The following is a 20,257-nucleotide window of genomic DNA, read 5'->3' on the forward strand; positions in this document are numbered from 1 at the left end:
GCCCGGATCGGGGAAGCAAGGGCGCGCCTGTTTGAGCGGCACGCTTATCGACTGTCCGGGGGACAGTCGATGCCGCGAGTTTGCGCGTCCGCCCCGATCCGGGCGCAAACCCCGGAGTTCCGGCGTAGGCCGGAACCCAGCGAACTCTGCACCCGAGCGGCATGACACGCCACGCCCAGCGCAATCAGCGCCCTCCCCGGCGAGACACCCGCAAAAAGAAAACGGCCCCGATCCGCCTTCACGAATCAGAGCCGCCCTCCGGATCACCACATCAACCTACGACCATCAACCAGATCAATCGTTGAACATGAACATGTACAACAGATCCACCCCGTTGATCGTCCCACCCTTCCCGACCACAGACAGCTGATCCGTCAGCTTGTAGCTCAACTTCACGACGCCATCGCGCCCCGACAAGGCCTGCTCGAAACTTGCGTAGATCGTGTCGGTGATCCGCTTTCCAATGATGAAGAACTGACTCGCCAGCTGCGTATTCGTCGCCGACGTACTGTTCCCCGCCACCGTCCGCTCAGGCAACAACCCCCGCGTCGATCCCACGTTCCCGGAACGCACGCCCAGCTCGTCGATCCCCAGCCGCCGGGTAAATGGCTCGCCGCCCTTCGGCCCCAGCAATGATGTCGCCGCGCTTAACAGCAAGCCGGCATCCGCGCCGCCACCGCCGGCATCCGGCCCGCGGCCCAGCAACAGCCACGACAGCTTCTCGACATCACTCACTTCCGGCTGCGAAAACAGCGTGATGCGCGGACGGCGTGCTGTGCCGGCGACTTGCACGCCCGCCTCCACCGCCGGCCCGACGCGCAAGGCCACGATATCCAGCAGCGGGTCATCGATCGGGCCCTGGAACGTGATGGCGCCGCGACGTACCGTCAGTGTCTGGCCGTAGGTGGAAAACACCCCGCCGCGCGTCCGCACCAGGCCGCTGGCCCGCATCGAACTGCCTTCGCCGATCACCCGGATCTGGCCGATCAGGCCCGTATCCAGGCCATAGCCTTGCAGGAAGAAGCGCTCGCCCAGCTTCAGGCCGACGTCGAACGTGATGCCGCGCGGCACTTCCCGCTTTTCGTCGCCGCTGCGCACCACCAGCACGTCATCCGACAAGGTGGGGGGCGATTGCGTGCCCAGGTTGATCCAGCCGGCGTCCACTTCAAACAGGCCCGCCACCCGCAGCTTGGTCGGCGCCAGGTCCACGTCCACCCGGCCGGAACCCGCCACGAAACGGTCCGCCCGCTGGATGGCCGGAAAACGGTCTGCCTGGATGGTGGCGTGGCCCGATGCCTGCGCCAGGTTCCAGTCGGCGCTGATCACCAGCTCGGACTTCTGCCCTTCGCTGTCTATCCATTGGGTCACCCGCGAATCGCGCGGGCGAACGCGAATCACCCCCGGAAAGCGCAGGGCTTCCAGCACGATCCGGTTGCCTTCCAGCCGCGCCTGCAGCGTGCCATTCAGCAGCCGGATGCCGTTGTCCACCTGGATCACGCGGATGCCTTCCCCGGTGATGGCGCCGCGCGCGCCCCAGGTATTGCCTTCTTGCGCGATCCGCACCTTGCCCTTGACCGCGCCGCCCAGTTCCAGGGTATCGCCAATCAACAGCCCCAGCCAGCTCAGGTCCTTGACGTCGAGGTCGGCATCGGCAAACGCGGGCCGGTCGGCGTCCAGACCGATGGCGCCATTCACGGCGCGAACCCCGGCTTCGCCGTCGACCCGTACGGTGCCCAGCCGCTCGCCCGCCACGTTGGCCTTGACGGTCACCCGGCTGCGTCCCGGCTGCCCGGTCGGCGTGGCCTGCAGATTCAGCTCAAGGGCGTTCAGCCCCAGTGCCACGGGCGGCGTGCCCGGCAGCCACAGGTCGCCGCTGCGCCGGCGGATCTGCGCCGTGCCTTGCAGGGCGTCGGCAAACCGCACGTTCCAGTCGGCATCAACAATCACGATGCGTTCGGGTGGCACCGGCTTGCCCGACACCGCATCCATCAACATTTCGGGCGCCCAGGCCAGGCCTTCGATCCGGCCGGCCGATTCCCATCGACCCTGGCCGCCGCGCGATCCGGCATGAAGAATCTTGCCGGTCTGCCCGCCCGGCAGCTTGACGGCAAAGTCGGCCGCGCCGGCTTCCCATTGCCACGCAGGGGCCACCGCCGTCGGCAGGTAGCTCAGGGTGATGGGTCGTGACAGCGTCAGGCCGAACGGGTCGCGCACCGACGCAAATTCGGTAATCCTGCCGCGCCAGCCCACCGGCTGCCGGGCGTTGCCCCCGTTGCCCCAGCTGCCCTGGAATGCGCCCTTGACCGTGGCCGGTGGCGCCGTGCCGTTCTGCAAGAAATCGGCGTCGAGCCGCCCGGCGTGATCCGCCAGCGTGCCGTTCAGCACCAGCGTGCCTTTGCGCAGCGCCGCGTCGGGCCGGTCAGCCATCCGCGCACCTTCCACCGTCACATCCAGTTTGACGGGCGCGCGCGACAGATCCATGCCGGCCGTCTGGCCACGCGCCGCGGCCGTCGCCGGAATGTTGCCGACGTCGGCCGTGCCGCGCACCGAATCCACCCGGATGCCGCCCGGCAATTGCAGGTTGTCGGCCTTCAGCCGCACGTCCACGGCAGGCGACGCCAGCGTATCGGCCACGCCGCCCTGCGCGCTCAGCGTGCCGCGCAACGATGGCCACAGCAGGTTCAGTTGTGGCGCATCCAGATCAAAGGTCAGGCGATCGCCACGACGGCCAAACGCGCCCTGGGCATTGAGCCGGTTGCTGCCCGCCGTGACCGCGGCATCCAGGCGCGACAGCCGCTCGCCGGCAAAGGCGGCATCGATGCGGCCACCCAGCGGCGCGTTGTTCCAGCGGCTGCCTTCGTCAAAGCGCAACGCGGCAGTGCCCGCGATCTCGGGCGACAGCGCCCCGGCCGCATCCACCGTGGCCGACACCAGTGCCGGCGGTAGCGAGGACCCCGGCAAAAAGAAAGACGGATCGAACCTGTCCAGCCGCACATTGGCCTTGAATTTGCGATCGCCTTGCAGCGCCAGTTCGCCGGTCGCGCGCGCCTTGGCCTCGCCCGCCTGCACATCGGCCTGCGAAATCTTCACAAGCTGATCTTCAATCGCCGCCGTCAGCGCGATCGACATGGGCACTGCCCGGCCCGCTTCCTTCAGATTGGCCTTGACCTGCTGACGCTGCGCGTCCGCCTCGAACGTGATCGGGCCCGACAGCCGGGTCGGCAGCGCCGCGCCATGCAGGCGGGACGCATCGATCTCGGTCGCCGTCAGCGTGCCCTGAACCTGGCCGATCGCATCGTCGGGCTGCGCGCCGCGTTTCCACGACAAGGCGCCGGCGATCCGCCCCTTGCCCGGCAGCGCGATCTGCAGCGCGCCGATCTGCACGCTGTCGAACGTTTCGACCGGCACCGTCAACTGGCCCGCCAGCCGCGCCAGCGGCAAGGCGTTTTCGTCGATCGGACCGGGAATGCCATTGGTCAGCGAAAACGGCCCCCGCAGCAACAAAGGCCCCTTGCCTCCGTCCGTCCCCACGGTCAGGTCAGCCGACACATCCAGCTTGGCCTTGGGCGCACCGGGCACCCAGGCGGCGGGGTCCACGCCTTCCAGCGCCAGACGCAGCCCGCGCAGCGGAAACCCGTCAAGCAGCGCCAGGCTGCCCGTGGCATCCAGGGCCACGCCTTCGCCCTCGCCTTTCAAGGTGAAAGGCAAGGCTTCCAGCGTGCCATTGGCGTCGGTGCGCAGCGTGAACGCGCGGTTCCCCTGACGGCCATCGATGTCCACGCCAATGTCGGTCGTGAACGGCTTGTCGACGCCAATCCGGGCCTGGCCCCGTAGGCTGGCCTGCGCTTCCGGCGCCAGCGCCCGCAGCTGCGTGATGCGCAACCGGTGTTCGTTTTCACCCAGGGTGGCCTGCAGATCGATGTCGGCGAACGACACCGGCAAGGCCGTGCCTTCCTGCGCTATCTGCAAGACGCCAATCTGCACGCGGTCGGCCTGGACCTGGACCGGCAGCCGCAGGGTCGTCAAGGGTTCGCTGGGCGTGTCGGACGGCTTCAGATTCAGGCTGATGCGGTCCGCCGACAGCACCGGCACATGCACGCGGCCCGTCCACAATGCGCTCCAGTCCAGTTCGACCCGCAGTGCGTCGACTTCGACATCGGCGCTGGGATGCTGCACGCGCAACTGCTGCAAAGTCAGGCCATCTTTCAGGGTGCCGCTCAGGCCTTCGTAGCCCCCCGTGGCGCCCGATACGTTCAAGCCGGTCCGCAAGGCCCAATCGGCGCCCGACGTGCTGGTCGCGACCCAGGCCACCCCGCTGCCCACGGCAACGACGCCCACCACGACCACCCCCACGACGACCCACGGCCAGCGGCGGCGCTTGCGAGGCGCAGACGAAGGCGCGGGGGCCGCGGCCGGTGCCGGTGAAGAAGACGAAGGCGGTGTCCGTGCGTCGCTCAAAACGCGATCCCCAGGGAAAAGTGCAGACGCACGTTGTTGTCGCGCAAGGCGTAGGCCAGGTCCAGGTTCAGCGGGCCGGCCGGGGTCTTGACCCGGGCGCCCACGCCAATCGCGCTGGCCAGTTTCATTTCGCTGAATTTGGGGGCCACGTTGCCCACGTCAAAGAACAGGGCGCCGCCAAACCGTTCATCGAAGTAATGGATACCTTCGACGCTGGCCACAGCCATGGTCGAGTCACCCAGAATGGCATCGCCCACCTTGCGGCCCAGGCCCAGATAGCGATAGCCGCGAATAGTGCGCGCGCCACCGGTCCGGAACGCAAAGTCATCGGGCACCCGCGTCACATCCCGCGACCACAGCTTGCCGACCTCGCCCCGCACCGTAATCACGTCGGCCTTGCTCAGCGACCACCAGTACTGGCCGCGCAGGGTCAGGCGGCCAAACACGTTGTTGCCGCCCAGCTCGGTGCCCAGGCCGGTGCCCAGCGCCACCAGATTGCCTTCGCGGGGATCGTATTTGTCGTTCACGTCGCGGCGCAGGATCTCGAACGTGCTGGTCAGCGTGTTCGCGCTGTAGGACTCCACCCCGTCGATGGTGGTGTGTTCGTTGGCCAGCCGGCCGCCCAGGCGCGTTTCGTATTCCACCCGGCTGCTCAGGTCGTCGGGCCGGAAGGTCTTTTTGCGGATGGCGCCCAACGCATACCGGCGCACGCCCAGGCCGTTGATATCGGAATTGAGGGCCAGCACGCCAAAGCTGTCGTAGTTGCCGTTTTCGTCAGGGGCCAGATGGATGTCGGCATAGGCAAGCTGACGCAAGCGGTCGACCCGCAGGCCGCTTTCCAGCTCCACCGCCTTGTTCGCCACCACGTTCTGGCGGTACACCACTTCGGCACGCGCGCCGGCTTCGTCGTCAAAGCCCAGGGCCATGCTGGCGCTGCGCGGCCGCGACTCGACCACCTCGGCGCGCACCGGCAGGGTCACTTCGGGCGGGCCCGCATATTCGGGGGCGGTCTCGGTCGTTTGCGGCGCCGCGCCTTCGGGCAGCAGCGCAGGTTCATCAGGCGGCTTGGGCGACAGCGATCCCAGGTCGACATCCACCTTGGCGCCGCGAAAGAACGGGGTCGCCTGCAGGCTCTGCTGATAGTCCACCAGGCGGTTGCGGTCATACGGCTCGCCCGGCTTGATCCGCACATACCGCTCGACCGTGCCGGCGGGCACCCGCTTCAGCCCGATCACCGTCACTTCACCCAGCTTGACCGCGGGTCCGCTGTCGAGCTTGATGTGCAGATGCGCCTTGGCGCGGTCCGCGTTCACGTCGGCCGCGGTCTCGACAAAACGCGCCGCCGGAAAGTCCTTGGACGTCACGTTGTCCAGCAAGTCGCGCTTGGACGTTTCCCAGATCTCGTTCCGGAACGGGTCGCCCTGCTTCAGGCTCCAGGCGTTGCGCAGCGTGGCCGTGCGCGCTTCGAACGCAGGGCCGGTAATGGCGCCCGCAAAGGCGATATCAACCGCCTCGATCTGCGTGCGTTCGCCTGGCACCAGGGTGATGTCCCACGTGGCGCCGCCCACATCGGTGCCCGCATCCAGCACCACCTCGGGCGAAAAATACCCTTCGGTGGCCAACGCGGTAATGGTGGCTTCGCGCGCACGGCGGCGCAGGCGGGTGGATTCCCCCCCGTCCACGTCATCGGCCAGCGCGGCAATGCTGTCGACGGCCAGGGTCACGGCTTCCAGCACCGACGGCGGCACGCCGCCCGGGTCGATCGTGATTTCCGGCTTGGCCGCCCACGCCGCGGCGGGCATGCAGGCGGCAATCAGCCACCAACTGACGAATCGGGACGCTTGCAGGCGGCGCGCGCGGGGCTTCCTTCCCCTTCTGGAAAAGAGTTGGATCGCAGTGGCATTTGCCGCCTGGACCACTGCTACACACACGCACATAAGACTTCCCGCAGATAACCCTGCCGCAAGCATAGCGGAACGACACGACCGCTTAGTCACGCCTGCAACAAGGATGTACGCAAGCGTTTCAGTGAGGACCCCGTGAGGCCGCCGACGCCGGGGCGCGCACCGGACTTGCACCAAGCCCATGATTGACGGCGCGATAGAGACATATTGACGATTTGGAATATCGTGCGCGTCGGCTATGCTTGAAGGCCTTATCAACATCAGGGCTATCGAATTTGACCCGCAGGCCGTCGCTCCGCGCGATGGCAACCGGCCAAGCCATTCGGCGCCTGAGTCCATGGAAATCGCCTTACTTCTCGTACTGTTCGTTGCCAACGGCATTTTTGCCATGAGTGAAATCGCGGTGGTGACGGCACGTCGCTCCCGCCTGCACCAGATGGCCGACGAGGGTGACAAGCGCGCCAAAGCTGCGCTCGAACTCGCCGAACATCCCACCCGCTTTCTTTCCACCGTCCAGATCGGCATCACCTCGATCGGTATCCTGACCGGTATCGTCGGTGAAAACGCGCTTGCGCAGCCCCTGGCCGACCTGATCCGCCTGCACGTTCCCGCCATGGCCGACTATGCGTCGGGCGTCGCGCTGGGCATCGTCGTGGTGATCATCACCCTGCTGTCGATCGTGATCGGTGAACTGGTCCCGAAGCGCTTCGGGCAGATGCACCCCGAAGCCGTGGCCAGCATGATTGCCGGCCCCATGCGGATCCTGTCGTGGGTCGCCACGCCTTTCGTCAAGCTGCTGTCCCTGGCCACCGACACCGCCCTGAAGCTGATGGGCGCCAAGGACACCCAGGAGCATCACGTTACCGAAGAAGAAATCCAGGTACTGATGACGCAGGGCGCCACGGCCGGCATTTTCGAGCAGGCCGAGCGCCAGATGGTGCGCAACGTGTTCCGCCTGGACGAGCGCAAGCTGTCATCGCTGATGGTGCCCCGGTCCGACATCATCTATCTGAACGTGGATGACTCGATCGAAGTGTCCAAGGCCAAGATCGAAGCGTCGCACCACTCGCGCTTTCCGGTCTGCCGCGGCGACCTGACCGACGTGATCGGTTTTGCGCGCGCCAAGGACCTGCTGGCCCAGGTACTGGCCGGCCAGCCGTTCAACCTGACCGGCAAGCTGACCCCGGCGCTGTATGTGCCCGAAACACTGACCGGCACCGAACTGGTCGAAAACTTCCGCAGCTCCCATACGCAAACCGCCCTGGTGGTGGATGAGTATGGCGACGTGCAGGGCCTCGTTACCCTTCGTGACGTTTTGGAGGCTATCGTTGGCGAATTCCATACAAACACCACCGAACCGGAAGAATCGTCGGCGATCCAGCGCGCGGATGGGTCCTGGCTGCTGGACGGCCTGCTCGACGTAGGCGAACTCGAAGACCGCCTGGATATCAGCGACCTGCCGGAAGGCGAGTCGGAGTCGTATCACACGCTCTCGGGCATGATCATGCTGATGCTGGGCCGCATTCCGGTCACGGGCGACATCGTGACGCTGGCCGAATGGTCGTTCGAAGTGGTGGACATGGACGGCAAGCGGATCGACAAGGTCCTGGCGACCCGGCTGCCCGATCCGGTCGACCCCGAAGACGAAACCGGCTGAGTGGCGGTTGCCGTGCGCAGGCACAGGCACAGGCGCAGGCATGCCGCCTGCTGGTTTACCCGCACTCGCGCGATCCGTCCCGAATTGAACTTTCGTGATCTTTCAGGCTCTTTTATCTATGACTGACACTCTCGGCAAACTCATCCGTATCACCCTCGTGGCCGCCATCGCGCTCGCGGGGCTGTTCATGGCCCTCGTCTTCGTCGCCTCGGCGGCGATCGCAGTGGGGGTGATGTTCCTGATCGCCAAGGTTCGCGGCAAGCCATTCATGGCGGCGGACCTGTTCACCACGCTGTCGCGCGGTGGCTTCAAGCGCTCGCAGGGCTTCACCTTCCGCACCGGCGGCCAATCGCAATCCCAGGAAGCGGCCCGCGGCGGCGCGGCCAATGACGCCGGCACTGCCCGTCGTCCCCGCCCCGCCGTCCGTATGGACCGCAGCAAGGTGACCGACGTTGAAGCACGCGACGTCGCGTAAGGACTGACCGCCACGCAGTCCCAGACGGCCAGAAACGACAAAGCCCCCGGTCAAGGACACGGGGGCTTTTTTATTGCGTCGTCAGCACGGGCGTTGCCGCCCGTTCAGCCTTATTCCACCGGAATGTTGGCCTGCTTCACGACACCCTTCCAGCGGGTGACTTCGCTCTTCACGAAGGCATCCAGCTCGGCCGGGGTGCTCGGGCTCACGTCCGCGCCCTGCTCGGCCAGCTTGGCCTGCACGTCCGGATCCTTCAGTGCAATGTTCAGTTCCTTGTTCAGGCGGTCGATGATCGCCTGATCGGTCTTGGCCGGGGCAAACAGCGCATACCACTGGGGTACGTCCACGCCCTTCACACCCAGTTCAGCCAGCGTCGGGACGTCTTTCAGCAGCGGGGTGCGCTTGTCACCGGCCACGGCCAGGGCCTTGATCTTGCCGGTCGACAGGTGCGGGTAGGCGCCGAACAGGCTCGGGAACATGACCTGGGTCGTGCCCGCCAGCGTGTCGGTCACGGCAGGGGCCGAACCCTTGTACGGGACGTGCAGCATGTTGGTGCCGGTCGCCAGCTTGAACAGCTCGGCCGTCACGTGCGGCGCCGTACCCTGACCCGCCGATGCGTAGTTCAGCTTGCTGTCCGCTGCCTTGCCGCGCTCGATCAGTTCCTTGACAGAGTTGATCTTGGAGGCCGACGACACGATCAGCAGCGTGGGCGAGTTGGCCAGGCGGCCGATGCCCTTGAAGTCCGCAACCGGGTCGTAACGCAGCTTCTGCAGCGCGGGGTTGATACCGTGCGTGGCGATGTAGCCCAGCAGGATCGTGTAGCCGTCGGCCGGGGCGCGGGCCACGAATTCGGTGCCGATCGCGCCTTGCGCGCCAGCCTTGTTGATCACGACCACGGTCTGGCCAAGGCCTTCGCTCATCTTCTGGCCGACGATACGCGCAAACGCGTCGTTGCCGCCACCGGCCGCGGTCGGGACGACGATGGTGATCGCGTGGTCAGGGTAGGCAGCCTGGGCGGCGGAAGCGGCGAAACCGCAGGCGGTCAGGCCGATGACGATCGCCGACAGGCGGTGTCCGAAAAGTTGCATTGAAGTCTCCATGACTTTGCTTATGGGTTGATGGCATGCGGACATTGCAGTGGACGCATGCCAGATTCTTATGCCGGTTCTTGGACCGGCCTGGTCGAATCGCAGCCGGATTACGAGGTCGTACCGGGCAGAATAGTCTCAGGCAGGATATGGCTGGGAATGTAGAGCTGACCTTCCATGATCTTGCGCGCCGTGCGGATCAGTCCCGCGCCGGTGACTTCGACCGAGGTTTCCCCTTGAGCCAGTTCCACATCGACTTCGATGCGGCCAGAGGGGTGGGCAATTTCAATCCGGTGGATGCCGGGCTGCCGTTCTACCGACAGACCATAGGGTACCGTGCCCGGCGTGACATACGCCGTGGCGACACCGATGGCACCGGTAACGGCATGCGAACGGTGACACTTGAGGGGCGTGAAGTAACGAGATACGAGCTGGCCGTCGTGCGCGCCCTTGCTCACCAGCACCGGCTTGGGAATGACGCTGTCCGACACGTCGCCCAGGCCCATTTTCAGGCCCGCTTCGCGGCGCATCTTTTCCAGGCGGGCCATGAATTCCAGGTTGGCGTCCAGATCCACCGGCTTTTCGTCGCCCTTCCAGCCCATGTCGGTCGCGCGGACGATCATCATGGGCATGGCGGCGTCGATGCAGGTGACCTGCACGCCGTCGATCTCGTCGATCAGGTTGCCGGTCGGGAACACCTTGCCGGTGACCGTGCCCCAGGCATCCAGGAAGTTCAGGCGGATCGGCGCGCCGGTCCCGTTGACGCCGTCGATCTTGGCGTCGCCTTCATATTCGACCTTGCCGCCGGGCGTCTGCACGACGGCATTGATGGTCGACTTGGTATTCACGTTGTAGATGCGGACCAGGGTCTCGCCGTTCTGCGCGGGCACCAGGCCCTGCTCGATGGCGAACGGGCCGACGCCCGACAGCATGTTGCCGCAATTGGGTCGCGTGTCGACCAGGGCGCGGTCGATCGATACCTGCGCGAACAGGTAATCGACGTCGCAGTCCGGATGGGCCGACTTCGAGACGATGGCGACCTTGCTCGTCAAAGAATTGGCGCCGCCCAGGCCGTCCAGCTGGAGTTCGTGGGGCGAGCCCATCGCGGACAGGAGGACCTTGTCGCGCGTTTCGATATCCTGGGGAAGCCAGTCCTTGAGGAAATAAGGACCGCGGGAGGTGCCGCCTCGCATGAAGACGCAGGGAATGGTTTTTTGCATGGAGCGCATAGTGCGCGCTGTGGGATAATTTGTGAATTGCAACTCTTAGATCAATTAATGCATGGCGCGCATCAATTTCGACCTCCAGGAATTGCAGGCATTCGTTGCTGTCGCTGAACGTTCCAGCTTTCGCGCCGCTGCCGAAGACCTGCACCTGTCGCAGCCGGCGCTCAGCCGTCGCATCGAAAAGCTGGAAACCATCCTAGGCGCGCGCCTGCTCGACCGCACCACACGGCATGTGGCCCTGACCAACGTGGGGCGCGTGTTCCTGGAACACGCCCGCGCCGCGCTGGCCGAACTGGAAAGCGCCATGCTGGGCGTGGTCGACCTGGCCGCGCAACTGAGCGGGCTGGTCAGCGTGGCCTGCGTGCCGTCCGCCGCCTATTACTTCCTGCCGTCGGTACTGAAGGAATTTGCCGCCCGCTACCCGCGGATCCGGGTGCGGGTGATCGATGAGGGCGCCAACTTCGTGCTTAACGCCGTGACGTCCGGCCGCGCCGATTTCGGCATCAACTTCATCGGCACCCAGGAAACCGAAGTCGAATTCCGTTCCATCTTCAAGGAAGACTTCGTGTTGGCGGTACGCAACGATCACGCGCTGGCCACCCGCAAGTCCGTCACCTGGGAAGACCTGGCGGGCGAACGGTTCATGACCGTGCACAAGGACAGCGGCAACCGCCTGCTGATCGACGCCGCGCTGGCCAAAGGCGGCAAGCGGGCGCAGGGCGCGTTCGAAGTCAGCCACGTGCTGACCCTGCTGGGCATGGTCGAAGCCGGGCTGGGCGTGGCCGCGGTGCCCCAACTGGCGCTGCCATTGACCACCCACCCCACCCTGATCGGCATTCCGCTCATGAAACCCCGCGTCAGCCGCACGCTGGGACTGATCTCGCGCCATGGCCACACGCTGTCGCCGGCGGCCAGCGTGCTCTACGGCATGCTGCGCGACGCCGGCAAAGCCGCCCGCAGTTAGGCATGACGGCGGGGATGGCGGCGCGAAACCCGCGCAGGGGCTAAAATCAGAGGATCCCCAGACCAGAGTCTTTCATTGCCAATGTCGCGCACGATCTTCGTCACCACCGCCCTTCCCTACGCCAACGGGTCCTTCCATATCGGCCACATCATGGAATACATCCAGGCCGACATCTGGGTCCGCAGCATGCGCATGCAGGGTCACACGGTGCATTTCGTGTGTGCCGACGACGCGCACGGCGCCCCGATCATGCTCAAGGCCGAGTCCGAGCAGATCACGCCCGAAGCGCTGGTCGCCCGGATCGCCGCCGAACGCCCGCAGTACCTCAGCGGCTTTCACATTGCCTTCGACCACTGGCATTCGACACACTCGTCCGAAAACACCGAGCTGTCGCAGGGCATCTATCGCCGCCTGCGCGACGCCGGCCTGATCGAAACGCGCACCATCGAACAGTTCTATGACCCGGTCAAGGGCATGTTCCTGGCCGACCGCTACATCAAGGGCACCTGCCCCAAGTGCAAGTCGAAAGACCAGTACGGCGATTCGTGCGAAGTCTGTGGCGCCGTGTACGCGCCCACCGACCTGATCGACCCGTATTCGACGCTGACCGGCGCCACCCCGGTGCTGAAAAGCTCGGAACATTTCTTCTTCAAGCTGTCCGATCCGCGCTGCGTCGAATTCCTGCAGCAATGGACCCTGGGCACCAACCCGTCGGGCTTGCCGCGCCTGCAGCCCGAGGTCTATGCCAAGACCCGCGAATGGCTGGGCGAAGAAGGCAAGCTGAACGACTGGGACATCTCCCGCGACGCGCCCTACTTCGGCATCGAGATTCCCGATGCGCCGGGCAAGTACTTCTATGTGTGGCTGGACGCCCCGGTGGGCTACCTGGCGTCGCTCAAGGCGTACTGCGCCAAGACCGGCCTGGACTTCGACGCCCTGCTCGATCCGGCCAGCAGCACCGAGCAATACCACTTCATTGGCAAGGACATCGTGTATTTCCACGCGCTGTTCTGGCCCGCCATGCTCAAGTTCGCCGGCCGCAAGACGCCCGACGGCCTGAACGTGCACGGCTTCATCACGGTCAGTGGCGAAAAGATGTCCAAGAGCCGCGGCACCGGCATTTCGCCGCTGCGCTACCTGGACATCGGCATGAATGCCGAATGGCTGCGCTATTACATTGCCGCCAAGCTCAACGCGCATGTCGAAGATCTGGACTTCAATCCCGACGACTTCATCGCGCGGGTGAACAGCGACCTGGTCGGCAAGTACGTCAACATCGCCAGCCGCGCGTCGAACTTCATCACCAAGCACTTTGACGGCGCCCTGGCCTACCACGGCGACACGGCTGCCCTGACCGACGAACTCACCGGCACGACCGACACCGTTCGCGCCGCGTTCGAAGCGCGCGAATACGGCAAGGCCCTGCGCGAAATCATGGCGTGCGCCGACCGCATCAACCAGGCGTTCGACGCGGCCCAGCCGTGGGTGATGGCCAAGCAGGCCGCCGCCAATCCGGAACAGAAAGCCGCTTTGCAGGACGTGTGTTCACGCGCCGTGGCCGGCTTCAAGGCCCTGTCGGTCATGCTGACGCCGGTGCTGCCGGTGATCGCGACGCGCGTGGCCCGCGAACTGTTCGGCCTGGACCGCGATTTTGTGTGGTCGGACGCCGCCGTGCTGCCCGACCATGTGGCGTCGTATCAGCACCTGGCGCAGCGGGTCGACCCCAAGATGCTGGACGCGCTGTTCGAGCCGCCCCCGGCCCCGGCCGCGCCTGCCCTGATTCCGGGGGGCGAGCCGATCGCCGACACCATCACCATCGATGACTTTGCCAAGATCGACCTGCGCATCGCCAAAATCGTGAACTGCGAGCACGTCGACGGATCCGACAAGCTGCTGCGCCTGACGCTGGATGCGGGCGAAGGCCGGATGCGGAATGTGTTTTCGGGGATCAAATCGGCGTACGAGCCGGCCGATCTGATCGGCAAGCTGACGGTGCTGGTCGCCAACCTGGCGCCGCGCAAGATGAAGTTCGGCGTGTCGGAAGGGATGGTGCTCGCCGCGAGCGATCGCGACGAGAAGGCCAAGCCGGGTATCTATGTGCTGGAGCCGGTGGACGGCGCCACGCCCGGCATGCGGGTCAGGTAGTCGTCTTCGACTGTTGCCGGATCCGGTTCACGACCATCCGGTCGTTCAGGCGCTTGACGATGGACGACCCGGTGGTCACGCACAGGAACGGAAACAAACCGTGGATCAGCGCGGCGAAACCGGCGCGAAACATGCTGCGGGCGAAGCTCCAGGACACGCCAAGGTGTTCGACATAGGTTTCACCGACGTTGCGCGGGTGTTCGGTGAAAGACAGCTTGGACATCGGGGTTCTCCTGAATCTTGATCTACGAAAAATGTTATCAGTAGAGGCAGGCAAAATTTCTGCCAATACTGACGTCAAATCGTCTTGCTAGGCACTTTCATTCCTGTATGTCGGGTGGAAAGTGAAAATTATTTCAACGCCGAGGGGACTGGGGCGATTCCCGCCCGGTGCAGTACACTCGCCCCGCATTCCGTCGCCATCGTTCAAAGGGTAGTCATGGCCAAGAGTTACGAGTCCGAAATCACGCACTTCCTGCAAAAACTGAAGGAAGAGCGTCCCCAGCTGGATGCCGAGCAGCAGCAAGGCCGCGCCCGCCTGTGGGACAAGACCATCGATCCGGAACTGACGCAGGAATTCGATGCGTCCACCGTTTCGCAGAAGCCGTACGTCTACTTCTCCGCCGACTGATCGCCCGGCGTCGTGGCCGGACAGCTGCCCAGCGGCAAGGCGTTGGCCGCCTTGAGCGCGCCCGACGTGGATAGCACGCCCGATACCATCGACGGCGTTGCGATCGCTCGCCTGTACGGCGAGCCCCTGTTCGCGCTGCCCAACGATCTGTACATCCCGCCCGATGCGCTCGAAGTCTTTCTCGAAACCTTCGAAGGCCCGCTGGACCTGCTGCTGTACCTGATCCGCAAGCAGAACTTCAACGTCCTCGACATTCCGATGGCCGAGGTCACGAAGCAGTACCTGTCGTATGTGGAACAGATCCGGGTGCACAACCTGGAACTGGCTGCCGAATACCTGCTGATGGCGGCGCTGCTGATCGAGATCAAGTCGCGCATGCTGCTGCCGGTGCGCAAATCCGATTCCGACGAAGACGTCGAGGATCCGCGCGCCGAACTGGTCCGCCGCCTGCTGGAATACGAGCAGATGAAGCTGGCCGCCCGCAAGATCGACGCGCTGCCGCAGTTGGGCCGCGACTTTGTGCGCACGGGCGTGCTGCTGGACCAGACCACCGAACGGCGCCTGCCCGACGTGACCGCGATTGACCTGCGCGATGCCTGGGCCGAGATCGTGCGCCGCGCCAAGCTCAATGCCCACCACCATATCTCGCGCGAAGAACTGTCGGTGCGCGACCATATGAGCCAGATCCTGCGCCGCCTGCAGGGCGTGCGCTACATGGAATTCACCGAGCTGTTCATGCAGAAGGTGCAGGAAGGCGCCGGCGTGCCGATCATTGTCGTGCACTTCATCGCCATGCTGGAACTGGCGCGCGAATCGCTGCTGGATATCACCCAGGCCGAACCCTACGCACCCATCTATGTGCGCCTGGGATTCACCGCCATTGCTCAGGACGCCTGACTCGTCCGATTGAGCATTTGGCGCGCCCGCGCCGCTCCTGTAGCATGCGCCCGATACGATGTGCCTTGCGGGCTTTCAAGCCCCGGCCCGCTTTCCGATTCCCTACTTTTCACAAGCTACGCCCATGAAGGTTGTCCACACCATTGAAGAGCTGCGCGACCAATTGCGCGGCCAGTTGCGAGTCTCGTTCGTGCCGACGATGGGCAACCTGCATGAAGGTCACCTGGCGCTGATGAAGACCGCGCGGCACCATGGCGACCCGGTCGTGGCCAGTATCTTCGTGAACCGCCTGCAGTTCGGGCCGAACGAAGACTTTGACCGCTATCCCCGCACCCTGGCATCCGACATCGCCAAGCTGGAAGCCGACCGCAATGTGTATGCGTTGTTCGCCCCGGACGAGCGCGAGATGTATCCCGAGCCGCAAAGCTACCGGGTGCAGCCGCCGTCGGAGCTGGGCGACATCCTGGAAGGGGAATTTCGCCCCGGCTTTTTCCAGGGCGTGTGCACCGTAGTGCTCAAGCTGCTGTCCTGTGTCCAGCCCAAGGTCGCGGTGTTCGGCAAGAAGGACTATCAGCAGCTGATGGTGGTGCGCGCCATGTGCCGCCAGTTCCAGTTGCCGATCGAGATCATCCCGCAGGAAACGGTACGCGCCGCCGACGGCCTCGCCCTGTCGTCGCGCAATATGTATCTGACGCCAGACGACCGGGCCGAAGCGCCGCAGTTGTACGCCGCGCTGCAGTCGGTCAAGACGCGCCTGCACGAAGGCGAACGTGATGCCGACGCGCTGGGCCGCTTCGCGACCGACCATCTGAATGCCCGCGGCTGGAAGGTCGATTACGTGGCCGTGCGCCGCCAGCGCGACCTGAAGGCGCCCACCGCCGACGACATGCACGGCGGCGAACCGCTGGTCGTGCTGTCGGCCGCCAAGCTGGGCGCAACGCGCCTCATCGACAACCTCGAGCTCTGACTTAGCGAGCACCTACATCGCGCGCTGACACCGCGTGCCGCCACTGCGCCGTCCTAGTGACTGCAAGGAATTGATACATCGTAGGAGACCGGTTCGGGTACGACATCGGTCTCAGGATGGTTTACGATTACGCCCATGCTCGAAGACCTCGACCAACTCTCGACCCGTATTGCCCAGCTGGTGCAGCTGACTCAACACGTCCGTGCCGAAAATCAGGCGCTGCGTGACGAGCTCGGCAAGCGCGACGTGCGCATCCAGCAACTGCGCGACACCGTGGAAATGGCGCAGATCCGCGTCGACGACGTGCTTGCCCGCCTGCCCGGCAAGCCGCCCGAGGCCGCGGACGGCGCGGACGCCGACGCCGCCTCCGCTGCGGACACCGACACCGATATCGATCTGGACGACGTCCAGGCCGATGACGCTGATGGCGACTGGGCGGAAGCCCGGACCGATGCCGATACCGACCCCTCTCTTTCTGACGAAGCCGGTCACGGCGTGCGGAGTGCTCATGGAACGCCTTGACGTCACCATTCTGGGACGCGAGTATCCGCTTGCCTGCGCCCCGGAAGAACAGGAAGCCTTGCTCGAAGCCGCGAGCATGGTCGATCGGGCCATGCAGCGTATCAAAGCCGCCGGCAAGATCGGCAGCACGGAACGCATCGCCGTCCTGGCAGCCCTGCAGATTGCTGGCGACCTGCTGAATGCGAAGGCGCCCGATGGCCCGCTGTCGCAACTTGCAGTCGGTGACTACAAGCGTAAGATTGAAGGCATGAACCAGATGCTCGACGCCGAGCTCGGTTCGCAAGACAAGCTTTTTTGATCCAGGTCTGTCGCACGCGTTGCGTACGCAACGAGTTGTACAAAAGTCGCCCTACGGGGTATTGAATCCCGGCGAAATGGTGTAATTTAAAGCCTAGGTTGTTCAGAACGTTGAACACCTGACCGCAGTACCGATTTGTCTTCCCTGCAGTGTTCGTGTTTGGCCATATATTCCTTGGACCCATGCTATGGCATGAGGTTGCGGGAATCGCCCCTCAGGCGTGATCGTTTCTCTGTCAAACGAACCCAATGAGTGGCTGACTGCGACCGACCTTGAACTTAACGGTTCAGGATGCCGGCCTAGCGGCACAGGCGGGGATCTATTCCGCGACCCGGAGCGTTCAGCGCTCCGGGTCGTTTGTTTTTGTGCGGAGCAACACGCTCAGTCCGTGGCACTATGCGTGCGCCTCCCACATTCGAGTATCCCCGCATGGACCTTTCCTTTATTGCCGCCCTGCTTGTGCTGGGCGCTGCCACCGGTTTTGCCGCCGGCCTGCTTGGCATTGGCGGCGGCATGATCATGGTGCCGTTCCTGACCCTGCTGTTTACCTGGCAGAAAATGCCGGCGGACCTGATCATCCACGCGGCCATCGCCACGTCGATGGCGTCCATCCTGTTCACCTCGGTCTCCAGCGTGACCGCCCATCAGAAGAAGGGCGCCATCCGCTGGAACATCGTCGGGCAGTTCGCGCCCGGACTGGTGATCGGCGGCCTCCTGGCCGGGGGCGCGGTGTTCGCGGTGCTCAAGACCGGCTGGCTGGCGCTGCTCTTTACCCTGTTCGTGGGGTATTCGGCCGTACAGATGCTGTTGAACAAAAAGCCCAAGCCCAGCCGGCAGATGCCCGGCGTCGTGGGCACGGCCGCGGCCGGCACGGGCATCGGCTTCCTGTCCGGCCTGGTCGGCGCGGGCGGCGGCTTTGTGTCGGTACCTTTCATGACCTGGTGCAATGTACCGCTGCATAACGCCGTGGCGACCTCGGCGGCGCTGGGCTTTCCGATCGCGCTGGCCAATACGGCGGGTTACATCTGGTCAGGCATGCAGCAGCAGATCACCTACCCCGGCATGTTCGGCTATGTATATTGGCCAGCACTGCTCGTGCTCATCGTTTCGAGTGTCCTGACCGCGCCGCTTGGCGCCAATGCGGCCCACAAGCTGCCGGTCGCGACCCTGAAACGGGTGTTTGCCTGGGTCCTGATGGCGCTTGCGCTCTACATGGCCTACAAGGCGTACACCGCGTTCGCCGTCTGACCGTCGCACCACCTTGGCGAGTCAGATCGCGCACGTTCGGCCAGCAGTCCCCTGATAGATAAAGGAAGATCGTTATGGCCCGTTTTCTGACTCGTACTGCCCTGTCCGCCGCCTTGTCCGCCGCGCTGTCCACCACGGCGCTGACCGCCGCCCTGCTTGCGCCGGGCGTGGCGTCCGCGCAGATGCCAGCGCAGTATGCCCAGGCCCCGGCCCGTCCGGAACTGCCACAGCTGTCGCTGGAAGCCGCGGCGTCAAGCGACGTGGCCCAGGACAAGGTCGAGGTCACCCTGGCCAAGGAAATCGAAGGTGCTGACCAGGCGCAGCTGTCGGACCAGTTGAACAAGGTGCTGGCATCGACGCTGGCGACGGCCAAACGCAACACCAAGGTCGAGTCCCGCAGCGGCAACTACCGCGTGTGGGCCAACACCGACCGCAACGGCAAGATCACCGGCTGGCGCGGCCGCGCCGAACTGTTCTTGGAATCCAAGGATTTCGTGGCGGCATCGACCCTGGCTGGCGAATTGGGCCAGGCCATGGCGGTGTCCAACATCAACTTCTCGTTGTCGCGCGAAGCCCGCGAGGCCGAAGAACAGCGCCTGCTGCAGGAAGCCGCCAAGGCCTTTGGTGTGCGGGCCACCAGCGCTGCGCAAGCGTTCGGCTTTGGCAGCTATGCGGTCAAGACGCTGGACCTGAGCGGCAGCGGCACGGTGTACTCGCCCCGCCCGATGATGATGCGCGCGGCGTCTGCCGACGCCAAGATGGCCGAGGCCCTGCCGCTGGAAGCCGGCAAGGCCACGGTAACCGTGTCAGTGCGCGGCACCGTGGAATTGCTGGGCACGCAACAACGCTGAACTCCGCGTCGGCAGCGTCCCTGGTGATCCGTCTTCACCAGCGGACGTAAAAAAGGCACCGGAATCCCCGGTGCCTTTTTTCATGCCCGAAGCAGGGTTCAGACCACCGCGTGGGGACTGCGGCGCGACAGGTAGAACATGATCGCGCCGATCACCACCATCGGGATCGACAGCCACTGCCCCATGGTGAACCCCGCCGCCAGCAAGCCCAGGAAGTTGTCTGGCTCGCGGGTGTATTCCACCAGGAAGCGCGCCACGCCATATCCCATCAAAAAGACGGCGCTGATCTGGCCGATCGGCCGCGACTTGCTGGCAAAGCCCCACACCAGCAGGAACAGCAGCAAACCTTCGGCGCCGAATTCATACAGCTGCGACGGGTGACGTGGAATGTTGTCGCCGGCCTGCGGGAAGATCATGCCCCACGACACGGTGGTGGCGCGGCCCCACAGTTCGCCGTTGATGAAGTTGCCCATGCGGCCAGCGGCCAGGCCCAGCGGCACCAGGGGCGCCACGAAGTCGCCGATTTCAAGAAAGCGCTTGCCGCGGCTGCGCGCGAACACGGCCATGACGAACAGCACACCCAGCAGGCCGCCGTGGAAGGACATGCCGCCCTGCCAGACTTCAAAGATCTCCAGCGGGTGCGCCAGGTAATAGCTGGCCTTGTAGAAGAAGACATACCCCAGCCGCCCGCCGATCACGACGCCCAGCACGCTATAGAACAACAGATCGTCCAGATCACGATGCGTCAGCGACGTCTTGCCGTGCGAAATGCGCCAGCGTCCCAATCCCCACGCAAACAGGAAAGCGAGCAGGTACATCAGGCCGTACCAACGGACCGCGACGGGGCCGATGGCAAACGCGATCGGAGAAAATTCAGGATGAACCAGCATAGCCTAGCCTTGTAGGGACGGCGGGCGCCGCCGCGT

General features: G+C 64.8%; 17 protein-coding genes and 1 other RNA gene. 12 read left to right on the plus strand and 6 right to left on the minus strand.

Annotated elements, in window-relative coordinates; all coding sequences use genetic code 11:
- Positions 1-294: 294 nt before the first annotated feature.
- Both HD883_RS12655 and HD883_RS12660 read right to left on the minus strand, forming a co-directional pair.
- On the minus strand, positions 295-4,458 hold the full coding sequence (locus tag HD883_RS12655) for a translocation/assembly module TamB domain-containing protein (RefSeq protein ID WP_179584945.1): 4,164 nt from the start codon (positions 4,456-4,458) through the stop codon (positions 295-297).
- On the minus strand, positions 4,455-6,260 hold the full coding sequence (locus HD883_RS12660; RefSeq protein WP_179584937.1) for an autotransporter assembly complex protein TamA: 1,806 nt from the start codon (positions 6,258-6,260) through the stop codon (positions 4,455-4,457). Before HD883_RS12660 ends, HD883_RS12655 begins: the two co-directional genes overlap by 4 nt.
- Before the next feature lie 439 nt (positions 6,261-6,699).
- Between HD883_RS12660 and HD883_RS12665 the strand changes: the two genes are divergently transcribed.
- Entirely contained in the window at positions 6,700-8,019 is a 1,320-nt protein-coding gene (locus tag HD883_RS12665; protein WP_179584935.1) for a hemolysin family protein, read from the plus strand.
- Positions 8,020-8,137: 118 nt separating this feature from the next.
- On the plus strand, positions 8,138-8,494 hold the full coding sequence (locus HD883_RS12670; protein WP_179584933.1) for a hypothetical protein: 357 nt from the start codon (positions 8,138-8,140) through the stop codon (positions 8,492-8,494).
- 110 nt (positions 8,495-8,604) lie between these two features.
- On the opposite strand, the gene HD883_RS12675 is transcribed toward HD883_RS12670, so the two are convergent.
- Entirely contained in the window at positions 8,605-9,582 is a 978-nt protein-coding gene (locus HD883_RS12675) for a Bug family tripartite tricarboxylate transporter substrate binding protein (RefSeq protein ID WP_179584931.1), read from the minus strand.
- 110 nt (positions 9,583-9,692) lie between these two features.
- Positions 9,693-10,802, minus strand: coding sequence for a 4-oxalomesaconate tautomerase (locus HD883_RS12680; protein WP_179584929.1), 1,110 nt, complete (start codon positions 10,800-10,802; stop codon positions 9,693-9,695).
- Between the two features lie 61 nt (positions 10,803-10,863).
- On the opposite strand from HD883_RS12680, the gene HD883_RS12685 reads away from it, so the two are divergent.
- Both HD883_RS12685 and metG read left to right on the plus strand, forming a co-directional pair.
- Positions 10,864-11,772, plus strand: a complete 909-nt coding sequence (locus HD883_RS12685) for a LysR family transcriptional regulator (RefSeq protein WP_179584927.1) — start codon at positions 10,864-10,866, stop codon at positions 11,770-11,772.
- An 81-nt stretch (positions 11,773-11,853) separates the two neighbouring features.
- A complete protein-coding gene (gene metG / locus HD883_RS12690) occupies positions 11,854-13,917 on the plus strand; it encodes a methionine--tRNA ligase (RefSeq protein WP_179584925.1) in 2,064 nt (687 codons plus the stop codon).
- Here the strand turns inward: metG and HD883_RS12695 are convergent.
- Positions 13,910-14,140 (minus strand): DUF6356 family protein, encoded by a 231-nt coding sequence (locus tag HD883_RS12695; RefSeq protein WP_179584917.1) that lies wholly within the window; start codon positions 14,138-14,140, stop codon positions 13,910-13,912. The genes metG and HD883_RS12695 overlap by 8 nt on opposite strands.
- A gap of 216 nt (positions 14,141-14,356) precedes the next feature.
- Between HD883_RS12695 and HD883_RS12700 the strand changes: the two genes are divergently transcribed.
- The 8 genes from HD883_RS12700 (at position 14,357) to HD883_RS12735 (ending at position 19,331) form a co-directional block, all read left to right on the plus strand.
- Positions 14,357-14,548 (plus strand): DUF3460 family protein, encoded by a 192-nt coding sequence (locus HD883_RS12700; RefSeq protein ID WP_179584915.1) that lies wholly within the window; start codon positions 14,357-14,359, stop codon positions 14,546-14,548.
- Between the two features lie 12 nt (positions 14,549-14,560).
- The gene (locus HD883_RS12705) at positions 14,561-15,445 is read left to right on the plus strand and encodes a segregation and condensation protein A (RefSeq protein ID WP_179584913.1); all 885 of its coding nucleotides are present in this window, start codon (positions 14,561-14,563) and stop codon (positions 15,443-15,445) included.
- Between the two features lie 124 nt (positions 15,446-15,569).
- A complete protein-coding gene (panC, locus tag HD883_RS12710) occupies positions 15,570-16,412 on the plus strand; it encodes a pantoate--beta-alanine ligase (RefSeq protein WP_179584911.1) in 843 nt (280 codons plus the stop codon).
- A gap of 135 nt (positions 16,413-16,547) precedes the next feature.
- Positions 16,548-16,934: a hypothetical protein gene (locus HD883_RS12715; RefSeq protein ID WP_179584909.1), complete on the plus strand. Its 387-nt coding sequence runs from the start codon at positions 16,548-16,550 to the stop codon at positions 16,932-16,934.
- Positions 16,921-17,232 (plus strand): cell division protein ZapA, encoded by a 312-nt coding sequence (locus HD883_RS12720; protein WP_179584907.1) that lies wholly within the window; start codon positions 16,921-16,923, stop codon positions 17,230-17,232. The genes HD883_RS12715 and HD883_RS12720 overlap by 14 nt, the downstream gene beginning before the upstream one ends.
- Before the next feature lie 138 nt (positions 17,233-17,370).
- Positions 17,371-17,554: non-coding RNA, 6S RNA (gene ssrS / locus HD883_RS12725), on the plus strand.
- A 107-nt stretch (positions 17,555-17,661) separates the two neighbouring features.
- Positions 17,662-18,480, plus strand: coding sequence for a sulfite exporter TauE/SafE family protein (locus tag HD883_RS12730; RefSeq protein WP_179584905.1), 819 nt, complete (start codon positions 17,662-17,664; stop codon positions 18,478-18,480).
- A gap of 74 nt (positions 18,481-18,554) precedes the next feature.
- Complete coding sequence (locus HD883_RS12735; protein ID WP_179584904.1) at positions 18,555-19,331, plus strand: SIMPL domain-containing protein; 777 nt, start codon at positions 18,555-18,557, stop codon at positions 19,329-19,331.
- A 98-nt stretch (positions 19,332-19,429) separates the two neighbouring features.
- On the opposite strand, the gene lgt is transcribed toward HD883_RS12735, so the two are convergent.
- Positions 19,430-20,221, minus strand: coding sequence for a prolipoprotein diacylglyceryl transferase (gene lgt / locus HD883_RS12740; RefSeq protein ID WP_179584902.1), 792 nt, complete (start codon positions 20,219-20,221; stop codon positions 19,430-19,432).
- Positions 20,222-20,257: the final 36 nt, after the last annotated feature.

The sequence above is a fragment of the Pigmentiphaga litoralis genome, from assembly GCF_013408655.1.
Lineage (GTDB): Bacteria > Pseudomonadota > Gammaproteobacteria > Burkholderiales > Burkholderiaceae_B > Pigmentiphaga > Pigmentiphaga litoralis_A.